Origin of the sequence: Mycobacterium mantenii (assembly GCF_001667865.1) — a bacterium.
Lineage (GTDB): Bacteria > Actinomycetota > Actinomycetes > Mycobacteriales > Mycobacteriaceae > Mycobacterium > Mycobacterium mantenii_A.
In genome coordinates this window covers 180,497-203,064 of the sequence record NZ_LZJP01000130.1, presented here as the reverse complement: position 1 = coordinate 203,064, position 22,568 = coordinate 180,497, and the positions used below count along the sequence as shown (strand labels likewise).

Genomic DNA, 22,568 nt, shown 5'->3' with positions numbered 1-22,568 from the left:
CTAGGTCGACGACCGTACCACCAGGCGGGCGATGTCGGTCAGCTCGGGAGACGGTGGTGCCGGGTGACCCAGCCGCTCGAAGACCGCGGCCAGGGCCGCGTCGGCGACCGCGCAGGGATCGAATTGCACGGTGGTCAACGGCGGCGTGCTCACCATGCCCATCGGGCTCGCGTCGACGCCCATCACCGCGAGATCACCGGGGCAGCGCAGCCGCGCCTTATGGAGTCCGTAGAGGACGAGGCAGGCGATCTCGTCGCTTTGCGCGCACACGGCGGTCACCCCGTCGCCCACCCAGCCGGCGACCACGTCGGCGGCGGTGTCCAGGGTGACCTCGCCGACCCGCACCGGGGGAAGGTCACGCAACTGCGCCGCGCGTGAAACGCCCTCGAACCAGTAGTCACCCAGCGGGCGCCACCTCGCAATTCCGGTGTAGGCGAACGCGATCCGGCGGTGGCCGCGTTCCACCAGGTGCTCGACCCGCATCTCACCAACGGACAGATGCGGGTCCCTGAGCGCGGGCAGCGTCCCGATCTCGATATGGGGGATGCCCGCCGTCGTCACCGCTTGGCGGGCGGCCGCACTCAGCGGGAACAGGCTGGTGACCGCGACGGGGTCCAGACTCTCGATGGCGTCGACCACGTGCTGGTCGTCGTCGGTTTCGAAGATCTGCACCTGAAGAAAACCCTCGCGGGCCAGGGCGGTGGTCATCCGGCTACCGGCATGCATCGGCATCTCGCCCACGGCCACGTGCGGCACCACGTAGAGCACCACACCGCTCTTGCCGCGCGCGAGGTTGCGGGCGGCGAGATTGGGGCGGTAACCGAGCAGCTTGGCCGCGCGGTACACCGCATCGCGGGTGTCCGCGGAGATGCGCCGCCCCTGCGCGTTGTTCAGCACATAACTGACCGTGGCGGTCGACACGCTGGCCAACCGGGCCACGTCGGCGGTGGTCGGACGCGCAGCTTTATTGGTGGTCAACTCCCGCTACCTTCCCGGCCCGGCCATGCCCCATGGTGGCACGCGATGCCGATCGACATCGCGGGATCCCACCACCGGAGTCCACCGCCGCCCGGATTGATCGACTAATAGTCGCTATCGGTGCCCGTGGCGGGACGAAACTGACCCGCGCCCCGTGGCCTCGTCGCACGCAGCTTCACCCTTGCACTGCAGCAAGTTAAGCCCGTTGACGACGGGAAACGCTGACCAGCGACACCGGTTGACACTGTGATGCACACCATTGTCTACTAGTCGCTATCGAATCGATCGAGGAGCGCGGCATGAACAAGGACGATCTGATTCTGATCAGCGTGGACGACCATATCGCCGAGCCGGCCGACATGTTCGACGCCCACGTTCCCGCCGCCTACAAAGACCGCGCCCCGCGGGTCGTCCTGGAACCCGACGGAATTCAGCAGTGGTACTACGGCGAGATCCGTGGCCGCAATATGGGCCTGAACGCCGTCGCGGGAAAGCCGCGCGAGATGTACAACATCGACGCCTCACGCTACGACGAGATGCGGCCGGGCTGCTTCAACGTCGACGAGCGGGTGCGGGACATGAACGCCGGCGGCCAGCTGGCCGGGTTGAACTTCCCGAACTTCACCGGCTTCTCCGGCCAGGTCCTCAACCAGGGCCCCGACCGCGACACGAACCTGGTGATGATCAAGGCCTACAACGACTGGCACGTGGACGAATGGTGCGGCGCCTACCCGGGCCGGTTCATCCCGTGCGGCATCCTGCCGCTGTTCGACGTGGCCGAGGCCGCCAAGGAGGTCAAACGCCTCGCCGACAAGGGCTGTCACGCCGTCACGTTCTCGGAGAACCCAGAGGCGTTGCAAATGCCCAGCATTCACACCAAGTACTGGTATCCGTTGTTCGAGGCGGTCTGCGCGAGCAACACGGTGCTGTGCACGCACGTGGGCTCCGCGTCGCGATCCCCGCAGGTGTCGACCGACGCCCCGCCCAGCGTGCAGATGACCGCCTCGTCGATGATGAGCATGTTCACCTTCACCGAGCTGATCTGGGCGCAGTTCTGGGCGGACTTTCCGCAGCTGAAGTTCTCGCTGACCGAGGGCGACGTCGGATGGATCCCGTACTTCCTGTGGCGCGCCGAGCACGTCTACAACCGTCACTCGGGCTGGACGCTGGCGTCCTTCCCGCCCGGCTACGACGGGCCCACCGACGTGTTCAAGCGACACTTCTACACCTGCTTCATCAGCGACAAAGTCGGTGTGCAGAACATGAATTGGTTCAACGAGGACATGCTGTGCTGGGAGTCCGACTTCCCGCACTCCGACAGCAACTGGCCCTTCGCGCCGGAGGACATCATCGCCACCATGGGCCACCTCGACGACGCGGTCATCAACAAGATCACCCACGAAAACGCCATGGCCGCATACTCGTTCGACCCGTTCCGGTACATCCCGAAGGAGCATGCGCGGGCCGGCTATCTGCGCGCCCAGGCCACCGACGTGGACGTGGTCACCCATGTCGGCCGCCACGCGAGCCAGCGTGACCGTGACGCGTGGACGCGGATGACGCAGTTCGCGCTGCAGGCTCAGGCCTCGGCGCAGGCGCCGGTGACGGTCGAGGTGTCCGGCATCGCCGGACGCGCCACCACCCTGGGCAACTGAGCGTGCGGGCCGAGGCGCCGTTCGCGCACTGGCGCGTGCTGGAGTTGTGCAACGGACTGGCGGTGTCCTACTGCGGCAAGATGTTCGCCGACGCCGGCGCCGACGTGGTTAAAGTCGAATCCCCGCAGGGTGATTCGCTGCGCGGCTGGTCGGCTGGCGGACCACCCGGCGCGTTGTTCGGCTACCTGGCCGCGGGCAAGAAGTCGGTGGTCAACCGCGGCCAGGCCGAGATCACCGCGTTGCTGGCCGGCGCCGACCTGGTGCTCACCGACCTCACCGACGGGTGGACGCTCGACGACATCACCACGCACACGGCGGCTTCGGCCGTGGTGGTGGCCGTCACGCCGTTCGGCACCACCGGGCCCTACGTCGACGATCAGGTCGTCGCCAACGAGTTCATCCTGCAAGCGCTGTGCGGATCGATCGCCGGTCGCGGCTGGCCGGACGACGAGCCGGTGCAGGCGGGCGGCCGGCTCGGTGAGTGGCTGGCGGGCACGTTCGCGGCCGCGGCCGCCGCGGCGGCAACCAGGCATGCGGGCCGAAGCGGCCGGGGCCAGGTCATCGACGTCTCGACGTACGAGGCCATGGCGATCGCCATGGGCGGTTTGTCCGCGATGTCGGCCAGCGTGCTGGGCGCCGATTCGCTTCTGTACGAACGCAGTTTGGAACTTCCGTCGATCGTCCCCACGGCCGACGGCATGGTGGGCTTCTGCACCATCACCGCGCAACAGTTCCAGGACTTCCTGGTGATGATCGAGCGCCCCGACCTCGTCGACGACGCCGAACTGGCCTCGTTCGCCGGCCGTGTCGAGCGCCGCGACGAGTTCCTCGGCATGCTCACCGAATGGACCGGATGCCGTACCACCCAGGAGATCGTCGATCTCGCGGTGGCGTTCCGGATTCCGGTGGCCCCCATCGCCACGCCCGAGATGCTCCCGAATATCGACCACTTCGTGGATCGCGGCGTTTTCGTCGAATCGCGCACCGGGGTGCTGGCGCCGCGGGTGCCGTATCGCAGCGACGCCATCACAACCGCGGCACCCGGGGAACCGCCGGTGCTCGGCGCCGACAACGGACGCGTGCAGTGGCCGGTGCGACCCGAGCCGCCCCGCGGCGACGACGCCGACACGCTGCCGTTGTCCGACGTCCGGGTGACCGACTTCACCGCCTTCTGGGCCGGCCCGGTCGCCACCCAACTGCTCGGCGCCCTGGGCGCCGACGTGATCAAGATCGAGGGCGTGCGCCGGCCCGACGGCATGCGGTTTGCCGCCGGCCGCCCGCCCGACTGGGACCAATGGTGGGAATGGGGCGCGGTCTTCTTGTGCAGCAACAACAACAAGCGGGGCGTCAGCATCGAACTGGGCACCGACGCCGGACGAGAGCTGGCGCTCGAGCTCATCGCCGCAAGCGATCTCGTCGTCGAGAACTTCTCGCCCCGGGTGATGGCCAACTTCGGCCTGGAATTCGACGCGGTGCGCGCGGCCAACCCGCGGGCGATCCTGGTCCGGATGCCCGCGTTCGGCCTCGACGGCCCGTGGCGCGATCGCGTCGGCTTCGCGCAGACCATGGAGCAGGCGACCGGCATGGCGTGGATGACCGGGCACGCCGACGGCCCACCGGTGATCCCGCGCGGTGTGTGCGACCCGATTGCCGGCCTGCACGCCGCGTTCGCCGCCATCGCGGCACTGGTGATCCGCGACCGCCGGGGCGCCGGAATGCAGGTGGAATCGACCATGGTCGAGGCCGCGCTGAACGTGGCGGCCGAAATGTTGGTCGAGTATTCGCGTAACGGAATCGCGATGCACCGCAACGGGAACCGCGGCCCCGGGGCCGCGCCCCAGGGCGTCTACCGCTGCCGTGGCGACGACGAATGGGTCGCGCTCGCCGCGATGGACGACGCCGCCCGCGTGTCGCTGGCCGGGCTTCTCGGCCGGCCGGGGCTGGACGAAACCGGGTGGGCCGAACGGGGCGACGACGTCGACAAGCTGATCTCCGACTGGGCCGCTTTGCATTCGGCGGCCGAGGCCGTCGATGCGTTACGCGCAGCCGGGGTCGCCGCTGCCCGCGTCACACCGGCCGCGGACCTGCTGACCGATCCGCAGCTGCGGGCCCGCGGCTTCTGGGAGACCGTCGACCACCCCGTGACAGGTTCTTTCCTCTGCACCGGAATGCCTTTCGTGTTCCTCGGCATGCCACGGCGCTGGATTCGGCGCGTGGCGCCGCTGTATGGCCAGCACACCGGTGAGGTGCTGACCAACGTTTTGGGGCACAGCCAGGACGACCTGGCCGAACTGCGGGAGTCGGGAACCATCAGCGACCGGCCGGCGGGTTTGTGAGATGGCGGTCAGCCTGTGCGTGCCGCCCCGCGCCGGCGAACTGTGCGCACCGGTGCGCTTCTTGGTGCGCCAGGACTCCGTGGTGATGGAGCTGACCGCTCGTCACCGCATCACCAGCGTCGAATGGGACGCCGGCGAGCACGCGGTCGCGATGGTCGTCGAGATCACCGACCCGCAGACGGCACGCCCGGTGGACGTGCGAATCGACGTCTTGGATATGGATGCCGCCGACACCCAGACGATCGACACACGTGCCACGACGATCGGCACCATCATCCGCGACGGGCGACGATACGAAATCCGCGGCACCTACCTCGGTGTCGTCGCGGACGAAAACTGAAGGGCTGAAACGGAATGGAATATCGATGACCGCGGCGAAGCGCACCGCGGCGATCGTCGGAGTGCACAACACCCGGCAGGGGCGGCGGCTGGACGGCGAAACCTCACGCGGCCTGGCGATCAAGGCGATCCTGGGCGCGCTCGACGATGCCGGCCTGACGCTTGACGACGTCGACGGCATCAGCGCGAGCCCGCAGTCGACCTCGTTGATCTACGACCTGCGCATCGGCCCGGCCTGGCAGGGCCTGGCGTTCGGGGTCGGCATGATCACCGAGGCGGTCACCGCCATCGAGCACGGCATGGCCGACGTGGTGGTGCTGGTCGCGGCCCAGGCCGGCGAATACCGCGACCACGAGGCCACGGCGCCGTGGACCCGGCCCGAGAACGAATTCGTCGCCCCCTGGGGCATGTTCACCACCGCCGAGTTCGCGCTCATCGCACGGCGACACATGCACGTGTACGGCACCACGCGCGAACAACTTTCGATGGTGGCGGCGACCATCCGCAACAACGGCTCCCGCAATCCCGAGGCCGTCTACTACGACCGTGGACCGTTCACGCCCGCGGATATCACCGCGTCCCGGCCCATCGCCGACCCGTTCCACCTCCTGGATTGCGCCACCACCTCCGAAGGAGGTTGCGCACTGGTCGTGGCGAACGTCGAAAAGACCGACGGTGCAAGCCAGCCCATCTACGTGCTGGGCAGTGGCGCGGACTTCCACGGCCCGTCGTACCAGCACCCGCCCGCCTATGATCTTGCCGGGCGGCGAGGGGATCACGGCAGGTACGTCAATGGTGTGGTGGGCCGGCGTGCGGCCGAATGCGCGTTCGCCCACGCCGGGTTGCGCCGCGACGACGTCGACGTGCTGGAGCTCTACGACCCGTTCTCGTTCGAAATCATCCGCCAGCTCGAGGCATTCGGCTTCTGCGGCGACGGCGAGGGTGGACCGTTCGTCGCCGACGGTCACATCGCCATCGACGGCAGCCATCCCATCACCACCGATGGCGGAACCATGTCGTTCAGCCACGCGGGCGCCAACCCGCAGATGATGCAGCGCGCCATCCGGGCGGTCCAACAGCTGCGCGGACGGGCCGGCGAGCTTCAAGTCCCCGACGCGCACGTCGCGCTGTGCAGCAACGGGGGAGCGGGGGCCCTGTTCACAACGGTGCTGATCCTGGGAGACGAACCACGATGACGTCAGATCCACTGCGGCCCCAGTCCGGGCCCGTCCCGCATGCGAGCAGCCACGTCAGCGTTCCGTTCTGGGAGGGATGCCGCGCCCGAGAGTTGCGCTACCAGCGTTGCGGCGCTTGCGGATTGGCGAACTTCCCGCCGACCGAGCATTGCCGCCAATGCCTTTCGGAGGACGTCAGCTGGCAGTGGGGCGGCGGCCGGGGCGAGATCTACAGCTGGACGGTCGTTTACCGGCCGGTCACAGCGGAATTCGAGCCGCCCTATGCGCCGGCCATCATCACCCTGGACGAGGGTTACCAGATGCTGACCAATGTCGTCGGCGTGCCGCCGGAAGACCTGGCCATCGGCATGCGGGTGCGCGTGGAATTCCATACCGCGGGACCCGACGTGACGCTCCCGTACTTCACCGGCGCGGAAACAGACGGTCCGTGAGCCCCAGAACCGCCAACGGACTGCCGGTCACCGCCTACCTGGTCCTGGGGGTGCTGGCGGCCAACGACGAGCAACTCACCGCCGGCGAGATCAAGATGCGCGCCGAACTCTCGGTCGGCCACTTCTATTGGTCTCCATCGGTCAGCCACGTGCGACGCGAATTGACCCGCCTGCTGCAGCGGGGCATGGTCAGCGAGACCGGCGCACAATCGGGCAAGCGCGCCATCACCCTGTACGAGACCACCGATGCCGGCCTCGACGCGCTGCGCCGCTGGGTCCAGCATTTCCCCGGTCAGGACCAGGTGGTCATCAAACACCCCGTCATCCTCAAGACCTGGCTGGCCCGCGGCCAGGATCCCGAACACGTCCTCGACACCCTGGACCGGCATCTCGACGCGACCCGGGCCCGGCTGGACGAGGCACTTTGGTCGCGGCAGCGGTCGGTCGAACTCGGCATCACCGACGACCCCGAGCAGCGCTACTCCTTCGCCGTCCTGGACTACGCGATCCGCGGCCTGTACGCGGAGATCTCCAACATCTCTCAGCTGCGCGACGAGATCGCCGGCGGCACAAGCCGAGACCCGGTCAAACGGGTGCGGCGGTCGAAGGGTCAGATCCGGCGTCGGGCACCGAGGAGCCCGGCCTAGCCGTGGGTGGCGACCCGCCTTGCCCGGCCCCGCCGCCCTTGGGATCGCTGCGAACCGTGTAGGCCGTGCCCCGCGGTTCGCGCTCCCACAGCACTTCGTCGGCCCCCACGGCCGTGCCTTGCGCGATCAACTGACGCTTGAGCACCTTGTGCGTGGCGGTGCTGGGCAGGTCGGCCGCGATGCGGACGTAACGCGGGCGGGCCTTGGGGGACAGGTCGGGCTGCGCGTCGAGGAACGCTTCGAAATCGGCGGGCGCAAGGGTGTGACCGTCGTTGAGTACGATCGCGGCCATCACCTGATCGCCCACGTGACCGTCCGCCACGGCGTAGACCGCGATCCGGCTGATCGCGCTGTGCCGCAACAGAATCCGCTCGATGGGAGCCGCGGCCAGGTTCTCGCCGTCCACCCGCATCCAGTCTGCGGTGCGGCCGGCCAGGTAAATCCAGCCCTCGGCGTCGCGGTAGGCCAGGTCCCCGGACCAGTACATGCCGTGACGCATGCGTTCGGCGTTGGCGTCCGGGTCGTTGTAGTAGCCGGTGAAGAAACCCGAACCGGCCGTGTTGACCAACTCGCCGATCGCTTCGTCGGCGTTGGCGAGGGCGCCGTCGGCGTCGAATCGGGCCACCGCGCATTCGGTGATCGTGTCGCTGTTGTAGATCGCGATCCCGTCCATGCCTTTGCCGATCGAGCCCTTGGGGGTGCCCTCTTCGCGGATCACGATGACGGCGTTCTCGGTGGAGCCGAACCCGTCCTCGACCTGCACCCCGAACCGGCGGCCGAACTCGTCGATGTCCTTGTCGTTGGCCTCGTTGCCGAAGGCCACCCGCAGGGGATTGTCGGCGTCATCGTCGCGTTCGGCGGTGGCGAGAATGTAGGCGAGCGGCTTGCCGACGTAGTTCATGTAGGTGGCGCCGTAGCGACGGATGTCGTCGAGGAAACTGCTCGCCGAGAACTTCGCCGGCACCATGGCGGCACCGGAGCACACCGCGGGCGCCCACCCGGCGACGACCGCGTTGGAGTGAAACAGCGGCATCGAGACGTAGCAGGTGTCCTGTTCGGTCAGGGCGAAGCGCTGGACCAGGTTGAGGCCCGCGAACGTCGCCATGAGGTGGGAGACCTGCACCGCCTTGGGATTTCCGCTCGTCCCCGAGGTGAAGATCATCATGAAGGCGTCCATCGCAGTCACCTCACGGTGCGGTTCCAGCTCACCGGCGGCGTCGACGAATTCGTCCCATCGCGGCGTCGACGAGTCGAGGATCTGCGTCGCCCCCAGGTCCAAGCCGTCCAGCAGCGGCCGGTGTTCGGCGTCGGTCACGACGAACTGGCAGTCCGCGCGGCGAACGTCGGCGGCCAGCGCCTCACCGCGCCGGGTGGTGTTCAGTCCGCACAGCACGTAGCCACCGAGCCCGGCCGCCGCCATCTGGCTGACCATCTCGGGGGTGTTGCCCAGCAGCGCGCCGATGTGCATCGGCCGGTTCGGATCGGCGGCGGCGATCAGCGCGGCGGCCCGCGACGCGGCGCCCTGAAGATATCGGCGCCAAGTCCATTGCACGTCACGGTATTTCACCGCGATCGACGGGTCGGACAAGCGCTTGCGCAGCAGTGCTTGAATCGTGTCGTCAGCCATCGGCCGGATTCACCCTCACTCTGCCCATCCTACGAGACGAGACGGTCCGTCTTATAGTAGCGGGCGGTTCCGCGCCGGAAAACCGCCGCACACCCACCGATGGTGTTGTAAAAGTCTTCACGCCCATTTCGCCCAGGGTTCCCGCCGAAGCCAGCGTGTATGGCGGGTCCGTCCGCATCGGGGTGCGATCATTGCCCCATGCTGTTTGAACTGCACAGGTCGCTGATCCTGCTCAGGAACCGAGCGCGCGAGATACGTGACGAAGTCTCGGAATCGCGGTCGGTTGGCTCCTCCGGCCGGCGGCGTCGCGGCAGCCGATCGGCCTCGCCGGAAGGCGACACCCAAAGCTGATGCGGCGCCGCGGTGTTGGTAGCGGGGCGCACTGCCTATCCGCCCACCATCATCAGGCCGCCGTCCACCGCCAGCAATTGCCCGGTGATGAAGCCAGAACCGGGCCCGGCCAGGAACACCAGCATCGGCCCGACGTCGCGGGCGGGCTCGCCCAGGGTGCCGCCGAGCGGGATCATCATCTGCATCTGCTGGTCGATCAGCGCCGCGGCGTCCGGGCCGAGGAATTCCCGGAGCCGATCGGCGCCGGCCGTCTGCACCGCCGGCGCCAGCGCGTTGACGGTGACCTTGTCACCGGCCCAGGCTTTGGCGGCCGACCGCGTCCACGCCTGCACCGCACCCTTGGTCGCCGCGTAGACCGCCGAGATCGGGCTGCCCATAACGGCTTCGGAGGACCCGAAGTTAATGATCCTGCCGCCCTTGGGGTCTTGATCCTTCATCACCGCGTAGGCGGCCTGGTTGGTGAGGATAGTCGCCTTGACGTTGGTGTCCAACAGGAACGAGATGGCGTCGGCGTCGATGTAGCCGGGGATCCCCGCCTGCCACAGGCCCGCGGCATTCACCAGAACGTCGAGGCCGCCCAGGCGCCGCGCCGCCTCGGCGACCATCGCGGAGACGGCCTCGGCCTCGCGCACGTCGCACTGCAGCCACTCGGCCGCCAGGTCTTCCGGCGGTGGCGTCTGGTGATACGTCGCGGCCACCTCGGCTCCCGCCGCCGTGAGGACTTCGACGGCGGCCGCGCCGATACCGGTGGCGCCGCCGGTCACCAGGATTCGCCGGCCGTGCAGGGGCGACGTTGCATCTGACATGGCCAAGACGCTACCGCGAGCAGCGGTGGCGTCATGCAGGCCAGCCGCTCAGGTGCGGACCGCGATCGTCGACAGCAGATCCGCGAGCCGGTCGGGCTGGTCGATCATGGAGAAGGTACGGGCTCCCGGGATGACTTCGAGCCTGGCGTTGGGAATGGTCGCGGCCAGCCGCGCCCCGTCTTCCTGCTCGAAGAACACGTCGTCGGCCGACCACGCGATCAGCGTCGGCTTGTCGAAGTCGTACAGCCGGGCCGCAACGGTCGTCGTCACCTCGGTGCGCATCGAAAGTGTGAACTGCCGAAGGTCTTCGGCGATGCGCGGGTCGGAGAGCCCCGGCTGCACCCATGCCTCGGTGAGGGCGTCGATGTTGCGATGCGCCAGCCCGTCGAACGCGCGCTTGCGCGCCGCCGGCAAGCGCATGGCCTGGGCCGCGGCCCGGAAGGTCGGCTTGGTCTTCGCCGCCAGAATGACCGGCTTGAGGATCGGCGGCGGAAAGTGTTCGAACGCATCGCAACTCGTGAGCACCAGCGCACCCAGCCGCTCGCGATGATGCACGGCCACCAGCTGGGTGACGACGCCGCCGGTGTCGTTGCCGACCAGCACCACGTCCTGCAGGTCGAGCGCGTCAAGTACCTCGGCGACCATGCCGGCGACACCGGTGATGGTCCGGTCGGCGCCGCGGCGCAGCGGCTCCGGGTGCGCGCCCAGCGGCCAGGTCGGGGCGATGCACCGCAACCCGCGAGCGGCCAGGCGTTCACTGACCTGGCGCCATAATTGCCCGCCCATCATGTATCCGTGCACGAACACGACGGGCCTGCCGTCCTCGGGTCCGGTTGCTTCGTAATGGATGGTTCCGGCACTAATGTCGATCGTCGACATAGCAAACTCCTAGTTCAGGGATACACTTACAAACAGGCTGCCTGTTCGTAAGTTACCAACAGGCTGTATGGAAAGCAAGAGACGGACCCAGGAAGAGCGCTCCGCGGCGACCCGCGACGCGCTGATCTCGGCTGCCCGCAAGCTGTGGGGGCTGCGGGGTTACACCGAGGTGGGGACGCCGGAGATCGCCAGCGCGGCCGGGGTCACCCGGGGCGCGATGTACCACCAATTCGCCGACAAGGCAGCGTTATTCCGCGAGGTCGTCGAGGCCGTCGAGCAGGACGTGATGGCGCGGATGGCCGTCATGGTGGCCGAGTCCGGAGCCACCACACCCGCGGAAGCGGTCCGGGCCGCGGTCGACGCGTGGCTGGACGTATCCGGCGATCCGGAGGTGCGCCAGTTGATGCTGCTGGATGCCCCGAGCGTGCTGGGCTGGGCCGGTTTTCGTGATGTCGCCCAGCGGTACAGCCTGGGCATGACCGAGCAGATGCTCGCCGAGGCGATCCGGGCCGGCCAGCTGGCCGAGCAACCGGTGCGGCCGTTGGCGCACGTGCTGATCGGCGCGCTGGACGAGGCGGCGATGGTCATTGCGACCGCCGACGACCCGGAGCGGTCCCGCCTCGAAGTCGGTCAGGTCTTTCATCGACTGATCAATGCGATGTTCGACGGGTGATCACGCGCTTCGCCGCTGGGGCCACCAGCTCCGTTCCCGTAACAGGGTGGCGATAGCGGGGACGGTGAGGGTTCGCACGACGAAGGTGTCCAGCAACAGTCCGCAGCCGATGATGAAGCCGGCTTGGATCATCATGTCGAGCGATCCGATCATGAGCCCGAACATGCTGGCCGCGAAGATGAGTCCGGCGGAGGTGATGACGGAGCCGGTGCCGGCGACGGTGCGCAGGACGCCGACGCGCATGCTGCGGACGGATTCTTCGCGCAGGCGGGAGATCACCAGCATGTTGTAGTCGGCGCCCACCGCGATCAGCAGGATGAACGCGAGAAGCGGTACGGGCCAGGCGATGTCGTGGCCGAGCCCGTACTGGAAGACCAGCACTCCCAGTCCGAGGGCGGCGAAGTAGTTCAGAACGACGGTGCCCAGCAGGTAGAGCGGGGCGACCAGGGCGCGCAGCAGCAGGATCAACACCAGGCCGACGATCAGCAGGGTGGTGGTGGCCAGCCGGCCGAAGTCGGCGGACAGCAGGTGCTGCAGGTCGGAATTGACGGCGGTGAAGCCGGCCATGGAGATCGTCGTGCCGGCCAGCGAGGTATTGGGCCGGGCGGCATTGGCGGTGTCAATGATCTTGTGGTTCAGGTCCATTGCGGCGGCGGAATAGGGATCGAATGAAGAGGTGACGGCGAACCGGGCGGTGTGTCCGTCCGGGGAAATGAATTGGCGCGCCAGATCGCCGAATTGACGATTCTCGAATGTGTTTGGGGGGAGGTAGAAGCCGGAGGCGGCGTCCGATCCTGCCGTGGCGCGTGCGGAATTCTGGAGCTGGGCGGCGATTTGGCTCATGCCGCTGAGCTGACGGATATTGCTGTCGGCCAGGGCATGAACCCCCGCGGCCAGTGCCTGGGCGCCCGAGGCGAGCCGGCTCACGCCGTCTTGCAGGCGGTGGACGTTGCCCGCGAGGTCGGCGGGGTCGCCGGTCGCGCCGAGCGTCTGCTGCAGGGTGGTGGCGGCGTTCTGCACATCGGCGAGTGTGCTTGCGAGGGAGGTGTTTTGGTTGAACTGATCGCTGAGACCGGCCACCCGGTCGAAGAATCCACCGTTGCGCAGCGTGACCAGCACCTGAGTTTCGTCGCGCAGCTGCCCGCATTGCGGCGTGGCCGCACACCAGGCCGAGGTGTTGAGGCCGTCGATGAGGGGTTCGATTGCCGCGATAGCGCCGGTGGCTTGTTGGGCCAGCGGCCGCAGCCCCGCGCCGGTGTGGACGGCCTGATCGACCGCGGGTGCGGTGGCGTTGAGTTGTTGCAGCAAGGGCCGAGCGGTCTGCAGCGTCTGGCCCCTGCTGCGTGCTTGGTTCAACAGATCGGTCAGCGGCGTAAGCGCGCGGCGCAGTGTGGCGTCGAGTTGGCCCAAACCGGCCGCTAGTTGGTCGGCCCCGTTGGTGAGCTTGGTTAGGTCGTCGCGGTGGGCCTGCCCGTCGGCGACGGCGCCAGCCATCTTGTCGCCGATTTGCCCGTTCTGCCACGACAATTGGGCCTGATCGAGCCGGCTCCCGGTCGGGCGGGTGACACCGGAGACACGGGTGACCCCGGGCAGCTGGGCGACCCGCGACGCCAGCCCGTCGAGGTCGGCGAGGCCTTTCGCCGTGCGCATGTCGGTGTCGGACTGCACGAGCAGGAATTCGTTGATGACGGTGTCTTTGGGAAAGTGGCGATCCAACAGCCGGTAACCGCGATTGCTGGCGGTGCCGGCGGGTTGGCCTGTGCGGTCGTCGTAGCTGATCGTCATGGTGGCCGCGACCCCGGCCAGCGCCAGCAATGCCACCAGACTCGCGACCAGCAATGGCGTTGGTCGTCGAACCACCATGACGGCGATCCGATTCCAGTACGGGCGCGACAGGTCGGCCCCGGGTTCGGCGATGCCGCGGGCGGCCGCCAGCGCCAACAGCGGGGGGAGCAGTGTGACGGTGGCCAGGAATCCGATCAAAACGGCAATCCCACAGGCGGGGCCCACGCCTTGGAACACGCTCAGGTGCGCGAACACCATGGACGCCAGCGCCAGAGCTACCGTGGCCGCCGAAGCCAACACGACGCGCCCGATGCTACCGCAAGCGTGAATGATGGCCTGATCCGGGGCGTTTCGGTGTCGCCGTTGCTCGTGATACCGGCTGATCAGGAACACGCTGTAGTCCGTGCCTGCGCCCAACAGCACCGCGGTCATGAATGCGATGGTGAATTGTGAGACGGGAACACCGAATTCACCCAGCGCCGACAACACGCCCCGGCCAACGGCCACGCTCGCGCCGATGACCAGCAGCGGCAGCAGGGCGGTGGCCACCGATCGATAGACGAGCAGCAGGATGAGCCCGATGAGGGCGGCGGTGGCGACCGAGATCAAGAGCAGTTCGTGTTCGCCGGAGGCGATCTGATCGCGGAAGGTCGCGGCCGGGCCGGTGACGTAGGCGACGGTCGGGGATCCGGTGAAGACGGAGGAAACCTGCGCCCGCACGGCGTCGACCGATGCCGCCGCCGTGGGGTCGCCGAGTGTGCCGGCGATCCCGATCGGCAGGAACCACGCTTTCCCGTCCTGGCTCAACGCGTGGGTTCTGGTGGTGGGATCGGCGAGCAGGTCCTGGACCAACAGGACGTGGGTCTTGTCCGCGCGCAGTGCGGCGACGAGCGCGTCGTAGCGTTGCCGCGCGGGTGGGGTCAGCCCGGCCGGGTCTTCCATCGCGATGACGATCGAGGTCTTCGCGCCTCGCTCGTCGAACGCGGTCGCCATGCGGTCGAGCGCCTGAAACGACGCCACGTCGCTGGGCAACAGCTGGACCGACTGTCGGCGCACGACGGTCTCCAGCTGTGGGAAGCCGACGGCGAGGATGACCGCCACGCCGATCCACGCCCCGATCACCAATCTCTTGTGCCGGACGGCAAAGCCGCCCAGGGCGGCAAGGCGCGCGCTGTATTCTGCGGTGCGTTCACGCGGCGGCCCAGCACGCCGCGGCGCGTCCACGCAGGTGGTCACCGTGGTCCCCGCCGGACGGCCAACTCCGCGCAAGCGCCATCGGCGTGGTCGTACCCGTTCCCCGAAAAGGTCCCCCGTGGCACCGTTCCCCCTATGATCGTTTGGTGAAGAGGTTCACCAAACCATTTGGTGAAATACTTCACCAAACATTGGCGCGGGCGCAAGTCCGCGAGCCAAGGAGGGGTGACGCCCGCATGGCAGTACATCGCGGCCTGACCGCGGATCAGCGTCGTGAGCAACGCCGCGGGCAGCTCATCGAGGCCGCCTTCGACACCATCGCCGAGCACGGGGTGGGCAATCTACGGGTGCGGGCCGTCAGCGCGAGGGCCGGGCTCAACGACCGCTACTTCTACGAGAGCTTCCGCGACTGCCACGAATTGTTGATCGCGACGTTCGAGGACCAGTTCAACCGCGCGTTGACAGGGATCATGGCAACCGTCGCGGAGTCACCACCCGAACTCAAGCCCCGGGTGCGGGCCGTCGTCGAGTTCGCGTTCGCCTTCATCGACGAGGACCCGCGGCGTCCCCGGCTGTTGATAGAGCTGCAAACGGCCGAAGCCCTGGTCGACCGCCGGCACGAGGTGATCGACGTCCTCACCCAGGTGATGATCGGGCAGGTGCGCGCGCTGCTCGGTGAGGCCGCAGGGACCGACGACAACGTCATGCTGACCGCCCTGACCGTCGTCGGCGGCCTGCTCGAGTTGACCACTCAGTGGTACCGCGACCAGATCAGCGTCAGCCGACCGCAGCTCATCGAGTTCATGACCGCCCTGGTGGTGACCACCACCGACATCACCGGCGCGCTCGAACGCCAACTCGCGCCCCGAAGCCGCACCGGGCGCCGCAAGGATCGCTAGGCGCCGCGCACCTGCGCCACGCCCGCGATGACGCCCTGGAGCAGCCGGTCCAGGTGCTCGGGATCGTCGACGGCCGGCTGACCCGCAACGAAGGTCAGCATGATGCCGTTGATGAACGCCAGGGTGGCGGTCGCCTGGTCGTCGACCAATGCCGGATCGGGTGCGCTGCCGGCGGGATGCCATTGCGTGACGACGTCGCGCGCCAGGGCATAGAGCCGGTCGGCGGATTCGTTGAGGGCCGCGGCGAGCTCCGGGTCGCGGCCGGCGAGCAGCGCGAGTTCGTAGCGCGCCTTGGCGCGGGTCAGCCAGGGTTCGCTGTTCACGTACATGACGATGCGGGCCAGGCCCGCGGTGCCGGTGAACTGAGTGGCGTGATCCTCGGCGAGTTCGGCCATCATCGAGAAGTCGGCGACGTCGAGTTCGGCCAGCCGCGTCGCCATCGCATGCATCAGGGCCTTGCGGGTCCTGAAGTAGAACGAGGTGGTGCCGGCCGGCACTCCGGCCTGGTCGTCGACCTTGGGGTGACTGACGCCATGCACCCCGTCGCCGCCCAGCAGTTCTATCGCGGCGTCGGCGAGCTGGCGGCGCCGCTCCGGCGCGTTGTGCTTTCTACGTGCAGCGATGCGTCCAGTTTAAAACTGACCGCAGTTCGGTGTGGTGGGCTCGCCGTTGAAGCGGGCGGCGATCCACTGCATGGCCGGTTCGCCGTCGACGAGCATGGGCAGCGCATGATTGATGACGAGCTTGTTGAGGAAGGGCGGCTCTTCGTTGGTGCGGAATTCCACGTCGGCGCCCTGGGCGCACCAGTCGCGGCCGAGCTGATTGGCTGCGGTCCACGGCACCAGCGGGTCGTAGCGATTGCTGTCGATCATCACCGGCGCATTGGGTTTGAAGCGTCCGATCCGCTGGTCTTCGAACATGGTGCTGAACGGCTCCTCGTTGACCAGTTGATTGATGTCTTCGGTGAAATAGGGCTGGATATGACGAAACATGAAGTCCAGCAGGGTTTGTCCGACGCACTGGCGCGAGACCGATTCGAGCATCGCCAGCCCGCGGGGGGTCATCTTGGACCGGATGGTGTCGGCGAATTCCGGATAGGCCGCCATCACGCTGTTGAGCGCGTACCCGACGACACCGACCAGGGCGCTGCCGTCCGCGTACGGAAACAGCTCCTTGAGGTTGGCCGGGGGCGCCCCGGCGTAGGTGCCCACGATATGGAGATCGGGAGCATAGGCCGATGCCAACTCGGCCGCCGAAGCGGTCGCACCGCCGCCCTGCGAGTAGCCCCAAAATGCAACCGGCCCACGGGGATCCAGCGATGTGTCGGGGAGTTTCATGGCCGCGCGGGCGGCGTCGAGCACCGCCTGTCCCTCGGCCACCCGACCGACGTAGGTGTGCATGGACGGGGTGCCCAGGCCTTCGTAGTCGGTCATCACGATCGCGAAGCCACGCGCGACCATGGTGGCGACGAACAGTTCCTCGTAGTTGAACATGATGTCCCAGCCGCCCGAATAGTGAATGCCTTGGTTGAACATTCGCGATGGGGCGCATTGATTGCCCTGGCCCTGGGTGCCGGGTGCATAGCTGATCAAGGGTCGCGGACCGCTGCCCGGCCACGCGTTGTACGGCTCGAAGTAGGTGCCGGTAACCGCGATCGGGTTACCGCGAGTATCGGTGCTGCGGTACATGATCCGGGTGCCGGTGGCCATGATCGCGCCCAGCTGGCCGGACGGCTCGAGCACCAGCCGCGACGGCTCGGTACGGATCACATCGCCGGCCCGGCCGGGCGGCAGCGGATCCGGCGGGGTGTAGAAGTCCGCGTACCGCGGTTCGTCCCCGCCGTCGGCCCGGGCGTTTCCGACTCCCACGAGCGCTGAAGCAATTACCAGCAGTGCTGCGAGAACTCCCCCGGCCCGACGCATTACGGAACGGTAACAACCGCGGGCGCGCCAGCGGAAGGGAAATCTCTAAATTTTTAGAGATTGATTTTCCACTACCGATGTTTTTGGCTGAAGAATTGCCAGATGGTGTCGGTGGCGTCCAGCGCCGTCGACGGCGCCGGAATCCCGGCGACCTTTTCGGCGAGGGGACTCGGCTCGCCGCCGGGCCATTGATGGCCGGCCCCCGCCACCGAGATCAACTGCACGGTGCGTCCGTCCGTACAGCCCGCCGTCCGCGTCGTGACATCGCCGGCGGTGGTCGAGTCCGGCGTCCCGCATCCGTCGATAGCGCGCCAGGTGGCATTGACGGACTCCACCGACGGGCCGTCGACGCGCGGAGATCCATTGACCGCGAGCGCTTTTCCGGGACCACCGTTATACGGCACCCGGTCGTCGGCCGTGCCGTGGATCTGCAGCACCGATGCCTGCCGTGCCGCGGAGCAGTCGGTCAGTAGGGTGCCCGCCACCGGAGCGATCGCGGCGAAGGTATCGGACTGGCAGCCCAGCCGAAGCGCCATCATCGCACCGTTGGACATGCCGGTGACATAGATCCGCGCGCGATCGACCGGGATCTGTTCCTCGATGGCGCCGACCATGGCGTTGATGAATCCGACGTCGTCGGTGTTGAGGTGCGCGGGCTCGCCGCAACAGGTCCCGGCGTTCCAGGCGCGGTTGAGGCCGTCGGGGTAGGCGACCAGGAAATGTCCGCCATCCGCCTCGCTGTCCCAGTGATACGAGCGCTCGGCCTGCGCCCCGTTGCCGAAACCGCCATGCAGCATCACCACCACCGGCACCGCATCGGTCAACCCCCGCGGCCGGTACAGGTGAAAGCTCCGGCTGACCCCGCCCGACTCGATGCTCTGGCTGGATTGCCCGACCGGAATCGATTGCGCACCAGGCGTTCCCAGCGCATGGCCGCCGCCGCCGAGGCACCCGCCCAGCACGACGGCCAAGACGGCGACGAGGGAAACGCTGACGGCCCGGGCGCTTGGCGATCGCATGACGCCATCGTGGCAGGCGTCGAGTGATTTGACAAGTAACTTGTCAATCTGGGACTGGGTGGCACACTTTCCCCATGCGACAGCCTCTGCATCCCGACTGGCAGCCCACCGTGCCCGCGCTGGTGAACATGGTGGCCGCGTCCGGGGCGCCGCGGTTGCGGGCGGCGTTTGCCGCGGCGGGACTTGACGGGATCCGCCCGGCGCAGGCGGTCGCGCTGGTCCCCCTGGCGGCCGGCGGGTTGCATGCCTCCGATCTGGCCGATCGGCTCCGGGTGAGCCGGCAGGCGGTGGCCCAGGCGATCACCGGACTGGAGCGACACGGCTACGTCACCAGGGTCCCCAACCCCCTGGACGCGCGTACCCGAATCATCGAGCTGACGCCGCGCGGGCGGCAGGCGCTGCGGGTAATGCGTTCGAACGCAGTCGATTTGGAGCAGCGTTGGGAGCAAGTCCTGGGACGGCGGCGACTGAACGAATTCCGGGAGACCTTACACATGTTGCTCGCCGGTCAGGGCGAGGCCGCGGGGGAATAACCCCGCCCGGAATTCCCGTGTCGTCACCGGCGCCGACGGCTTAGGCTCGACCCAACACAGTGACAGGAGTCCGCCGTGCCCATCTTCATGGTCGAGCGCAACTTTGCCGAGGAACTAGAACCCGGCCTCGAGATCGCCGACGGTATCAACCGGATCAACGACCAGGAGGGTGTGCGCTGGATGTACTCGTTCCTGTCGGCGGACAAGCGTAAGACCTACTGCCTATACGAGGCGCCGTCGCCCGAGGCCATCAGATCCGCGGCCGCGCGTGCCGGCCTGCCGGCCGACGCCGTCGTCGAAGTGAAGGACCGACTGATGCCGGACGGGGCCCTGTCCGACATCTGAGACGCGCTACCCGAGGAGTTCGTGATCAGCGGCGTACATCGCCGCCTGCGTTCGGTTGGCGGCGCCCGTCTTGATCAGGATGTTGCGCACGTGGTTGGCGGCGGTGTTGGTGCTGATGAAAAGGCGTTGGCCGATCGCGCGATTGCTCAACCCCTCTGCGAGCAACCGCAGTACCTCGACCTCCCGTTCGGTCAGGCCGTCCGGGCCCATGGGACCCGTGGTCAGCACCGACTCCGCAAGGTCGACGACGCGGGCCTGCCCGATCGCAGCGGCGATGGCGCGAGCCTCGTCGGCCAGGTGCCGGGCGTCCTCCGTGCGACCGCAGGACGCCGCGAACGACGCTTGCCGGGCCAGCGTCTCGCTGACATGCACCACCGAGCCCATCCTGCGGTCCATTTCGAGTGCGACGGCGAAGTGCCGCTCGGCGGCGGCGCCGTCCCCGCAGAGCGCCGCCATCCGCGCCAGATACCGGTCGGCGCTGCCGAACAGCGCGACGAACTGGCCGGCCACCAAATTCTTTCCGGCATAACGCGAGACGAACGGGCGCAGCGCGTGCACCGCTTCACGGTGGGACAGCTCCAACGCGGCCTCCACCATGAACACCAGCTCCATCGGCCACTGCGCGTCCTCGAGGCGGTCGCCAAGGTTGCGGTTGAGCAACTGATTCAACGCGCGGCTCATGCCGCGTTCGCACTGCAGCTCGGTGTAGAGCGCAAGCAGGCCGGGCACCCAGCGGCCGGCGAATGTCTCACTGCCGTCGATAAACTCGCCGAACCTTTTCAGGTCGCCGGTCTCGCGGCGGATCATGAACATCTGGACACCGTTCGAGCCCTCGGTGTCGTCGCCGCCGAACAGATCGCCTGTGCGCAGGGCGATGTCGGCCCACCGCTCGGCGCCGGTGAAGTCCCCGCGCAGGTAGGCCAGTGCCTGCTCCATGCACGCGCCGACAAAGCCGAAGGCGGGTTGGCCGCAGCTCTGGGCCGCCCGCCGCATGTCAGCGGTCGCGGCTGCCAGGCCGTCGGGCCGGCCGGCGAGGTAGCTGACCAAGGCGTGGAAATGTGATGCGGCACCCAATGACTCGTAGTCGCGACGCGACAGGGCCATCCCCGACACCTCGGCCGCACGCACCGCCTGGACTTCGCTCATCTCCGGGGTGAGGCCCTGCCACAGGCTCGTCTTCAACGTGTGCAGCAGCACGGCCGCGTCGCGGAGGGCCCGCGCGCGCTCGATCGCGTCGGCACCGACCTCGCGGGCCCGCGCCGCCTCACCGGCGAACGCCAGCGCCCGGCCGAAGCTGCCGAGCGCCTGCACGTAACGGGGGTCGTCGGCCTGCAGCCCGCACGATTCCAGCGCCGACGCAAGCAGGTCGGCCGCCTTCGAATTCGACTGCCCGGGACGCCAATTCGCCTCCTCGTAGCCGACGGCGGCCTCCAGCCGCATCAGCGGGTCGTCCAGCCCGCCGATGCGTTCGTAGATGGCCCGCGCCCGCGCGAACGAGCCCCCGCGCACGTGGTTGGCGGCCGCGTCGAGTTGCAGCCTGGCCCGCTCGGCGAGGTTGAGTTCGGGAAGCGACGCCGCCCGCTCGAACCACTTCGCCGCATCCTCATAGGCCAGGCTCTGTTCGGCCATCCGCGCCGTCTGACGCGCGTACCGCAAGGCCTGCTCGTGGTAGCCCAGCACGTGCGCCACCAGGAAGTGGTTGGCCAGCCGCGGAACGAGCGACGGGTCCGCGCGTCCCTCCAGGGCCTCGGCGGCGCGCGCGTGCATGATCCGCAGCCGCGACGCCGCCATCCCGCCGAGCACCGATTCACGGGTCAGCGCGTGCACGAACGCGAATTCGTCATCGGATCCGTGCACGGCACGGACCAGCCCGACGGCCTCGGCCGAGTCGATCGCCGCCAGCGTCGCACCGACCTCCGCCTCACACGTCGCGATGAGCGCCGGGAGGTCGAACGTCTGGCCCAACACCGCCGCCTGCTCGATGACCGCACGTACGCCGGCCCCCAGCCCGGCGAGGCGGCGCGCGATCGCGTCCCCGATCGATGCGGGGACCGTCTGCTGCGTGCTCAATGTGGCCAGACCACCGCGGATTTCGAGGTCGTTGACCAGTTCGGTCAGGAAGAACGGATTGCCGCCGGTTCTCTCGCGCAGCAGGGCGGCGGCCGTGCGTGCGGACGCCGGGGCCAGCTGCTGGGTTCGTGCCACGAACTCGGCGATCGCCTCGGTGTCCAGGCCCGCCAGGTCCAGGCGCCGCACCCCGTCGAACCGGTGCAGTTCGGCCAGCCGGGTGGCCAGCTCGTCGGACCGGTCGGGCTCGGTGCTGCGGAACGTGACCACCACCAGCACGCGCACGTCGGCGCAGCCGATCAACACGTGCTCGAGTAGCGCGAGGGTGGGCAACTGCGCCCAGTGCAGGTCGTCCAGGATCAAGGCGATCGGTCGGTCATCCGCGAGCCGCCGCAGCAAGCCGGTCAACGCGTCGAAGAGGGCCAGGCGCGGCTGGCCGACATCGGGCACCGGGCCGTCGTCGGGCAAATGCCGACTCACGTGTGGCGACAGGCGCCGCAGCTGCGATCCCACGTCGCGCAACGGCGCGGCCATCGAACCCGGCGAACCCGCGATCAGTAGCCGGTCGAGCGCTTCGGCGAACGGCGCGTAGGGCAGATCCTCGTCGGCGGTCGAACTTCCCACCAGCACCGCGACGCCGTGGTCGGACAACGTCCCGGCCACCTCCGCGGCCAGCCTCGTCTTACCGGCCCCGGGCTCACCGCCGATGAAAACCGCCTGGCGATTGCCCCGTTCGACGCGCTCCCAGGCCTGCTCGAACACCGCGAGTTCCGCGTCGCGACCCACGAGCGGGCCGCGGCGACGAGCGATCAGCTCGGCCGGGAGCGGGGGCGACACCCACAGCGCCATCGTCTCAACGTAACCGCGCCGACAGGGCTGGTCGATA

The 22,568-nt window shown here is 68.2% G+C and carries 19 protein-coding genes; 10 read left to right on the top strand and 9 right to left on the bottom strand.

All coding sequences use genetic code 11. The annotated features are described in order from the left end of the window. A complete protein-coding gene (locus A5688_RS26155) occupies positions 1-978 on the bottom strand; it encodes a LacI family DNA-binding transcriptional regulator (protein ID WP_067913631.1) in 978 nt (325 codons plus the stop codon). 299 nt (positions 979-1,277) lie between these two features. Here A5688_RS26155 and A5688_RS26150 point away from each other — a divergent pair, with 299 nt between their 5' ends. Genes A5688_RS26150 through A5688_RS26125 form a run of 6 tightly spaced genes read left to right on the top strand, consistent with a single transcriptional unit; the run spans position 1,278 to position 7,582 of the window. Then, complete coding sequence (locus tag A5688_RS26150; RefSeq protein WP_067913634.1) at positions 1,278-2,633, top strand: amidohydrolase family protein; 1,356 nt, start codon at positions 1,278-1,280, stop codon at positions 2,631-2,633. A gap of 2 nt (positions 2,634-2,635) precedes the next feature. Next, positions 2,636-4,969 (top strand): CaiB/BaiF CoA-transferase family protein, encoded by a 2,334-nt coding sequence (locus A5688_RS26145; RefSeq protein WP_067913637.1) that lies wholly within the window; start codon positions 2,636-2,638, stop codon positions 4,967-4,969. Position 4,970: 1 nt separating this feature from the next. Further along, positions 4,971-5,309, top strand: coding sequence for a hypothetical protein (locus A5688_RS26140; protein WP_067839567.1), 339 nt, complete (start codon positions 4,971-4,973; stop codon positions 5,307-5,309). A 25-nt stretch (positions 5,310-5,334) separates the two neighbouring features. After that, entirely contained in the window at positions 5,335-6,504 is a 1,170-nt protein-coding gene (locus A5688_RS26135) for a thiolase family protein (protein WP_067913639.1), read from the top strand. Then, positions 6,501-6,935: a Zn-ribbon domain-containing OB-fold protein gene (locus A5688_RS26130; RefSeq protein ID WP_067913642.1), complete on the top strand. Its 435-nt coding sequence runs from the start codon at positions 6,501-6,503 to the stop codon at positions 6,933-6,935. Before A5688_RS26135 ends, A5688_RS26130 begins: the two co-directional genes overlap by 4 nt. Further along, positions 6,932-7,582 (top strand): MarR family transcriptional regulator, encoded by a 651-nt coding sequence (locus A5688_RS26125; protein WP_067839558.1) that lies wholly within the window; start codon positions 6,932-6,934, stop codon positions 7,580-7,582. Before A5688_RS26130 ends, A5688_RS26125 begins: the two co-directional genes overlap by 4 nt. Here A5688_RS26125 and fadD1 read toward each other — a convergent pair. The 3 genes from fadD1 to A5688_RS26110 all read right to left on the bottom strand — a co-directional run bounded on the left by fadD1 (position 7,521) and on the right by A5688_RS26110 (position 11,245). After that, on the bottom strand, positions 7,521-9,209 hold the full coding sequence (fadD1, locus tag A5688_RS26120) for a fatty-acid--CoA ligase FadD1 (protein WP_067913645.1): 1,689 nt from the start codon (positions 9,207-9,209) through the stop codon (positions 7,521-7,523). The genes A5688_RS26125 and fadD1 overlap by 62 nt on opposite strands. Positions 9,210-9,595: 386 nt before the next feature. Further along, entirely contained in the window at positions 9,596-10,366 is a 771-nt protein-coding gene (locus A5688_RS26115) for an SDR family NAD(P)-dependent oxidoreductase (protein WP_067913649.1), read from the bottom strand. Between the two features lie 48 nt (positions 10,367-10,414). Then, positions 10,415-11,245, bottom strand: coding sequence for an alpha/beta fold hydrolase (locus A5688_RS26110; RefSeq protein WP_067913651.1), 831 nt, complete (start codon positions 11,243-11,245; stop codon positions 10,415-10,417). Positions 11,246-11,312: 67 nt separating this feature from the next. Between A5688_RS26110 and A5688_RS26105 the strand changes: the two genes are divergently transcribed. Beyond that, positions 11,313-11,918, top strand: a complete 606-nt coding sequence (locus tag A5688_RS26105) for a TetR/AcrR family transcriptional regulator (protein WP_067839547.1) — start codon at positions 11,313-11,315, stop codon at positions 11,916-11,918. On the opposite strand, the gene A5688_RS26100 is transcribed toward A5688_RS26105, so the two are convergent. Then, on the bottom strand, positions 11,919-14,939 hold the full coding sequence (locus A5688_RS26100; protein ID WP_067913654.1) for an MMPL family transporter: 3,021 nt from the start codon (positions 14,937-14,939) through the stop codon (positions 11,919-11,921). Between the two features lie 194 nt (positions 14,940-15,133). Between A5688_RS26100 and A5688_RS26095 the strand changes: the two genes are divergently transcribed. Next, positions 15,134-15,796, top strand: coding sequence for a TetR/AcrR family transcriptional regulator (locus A5688_RS26095; protein ID WP_067913657.1), 663 nt, complete (start codon positions 15,134-15,136; stop codon positions 15,794-15,796). Here A5688_RS26095 and A5688_RS26090 read toward each other — a convergent pair. From A5688_RS26090 to A5688_RS26080, 3 genes are all read right to left on the bottom strand, one after another. Then, on the bottom strand, positions 15,793-16,353 hold the full coding sequence (locus A5688_RS26090; protein ID WP_067913664.1) for a TetR/AcrR family transcriptional regulator: 561 nt from the start codon (positions 16,351-16,353) through the stop codon (positions 15,793-15,795). The genes A5688_RS26095 and A5688_RS26090 overlap by 4 nt on opposite strands. 75 nt (positions 16,354-16,428) lie before the next feature. Beyond that, positions 16,429-17,718 carry a lipase family protein gene (locus A5688_RS26085; RefSeq protein WP_207546748.1) on the bottom strand — a complete coding sequence of 430 codons (1,290 nt, stop codon included), beginning with the start codon at positions 17,716-17,718 and terminating at the stop codon, positions 16,429-16,431. A gap of 71 nt (positions 17,719-17,789) precedes the next feature. Beyond that, positions 17,790-18,737, bottom strand: a complete 948-nt coding sequence (locus A5688_RS26080) for an extracellular catalytic domain type 1 short-chain-length polyhydroxyalkanoate depolymerase (protein ID WP_067913680.1) — start codon at positions 18,735-18,737, stop codon at positions 17,790-17,792. A 74-nt stretch (positions 18,738-18,811) separates the two neighbouring features. Here A5688_RS26080 and A5688_RS26075 point away from each other — a divergent pair, with 74 nt between their 5' ends. Both A5688_RS26075 and A5688_RS26070 read left to right on the top strand, forming a co-directional pair. After that, positions 18,812-19,270, top strand: coding sequence for a MarR family winged helix-turn-helix transcriptional regulator (locus A5688_RS26075; protein WP_067913682.1), 459 nt, complete (start codon positions 18,812-18,814; stop codon positions 19,268-19,270). Between the two features lie 75 nt (positions 19,271-19,345). Further along, the gene (locus A5688_RS26070; RefSeq protein ID WP_067839526.1) at positions 19,346-19,615 is read left to right on the top strand and encodes a DUF4242 domain-containing protein; all 270 of its coding nucleotides are present in this window, start codon (positions 19,346-19,348) and stop codon (positions 19,613-19,615) included. A 6-nt stretch (positions 19,616-19,621) separates the two neighbouring features. Here the strand turns inward: A5688_RS26070 and A5688_RS28375 are convergent, their stop codons facing one another. Next, positions 19,622-22,531, bottom strand: a complete 2,910-nt coding sequence (locus A5688_RS28375; protein ID WP_067839524.1) for a helix-turn-helix transcriptional regulator — start codon at positions 22,529-22,531, stop codon at positions 19,622-19,624. Positions 22,532-22,568 lie beyond the last annotated feature (37 nt).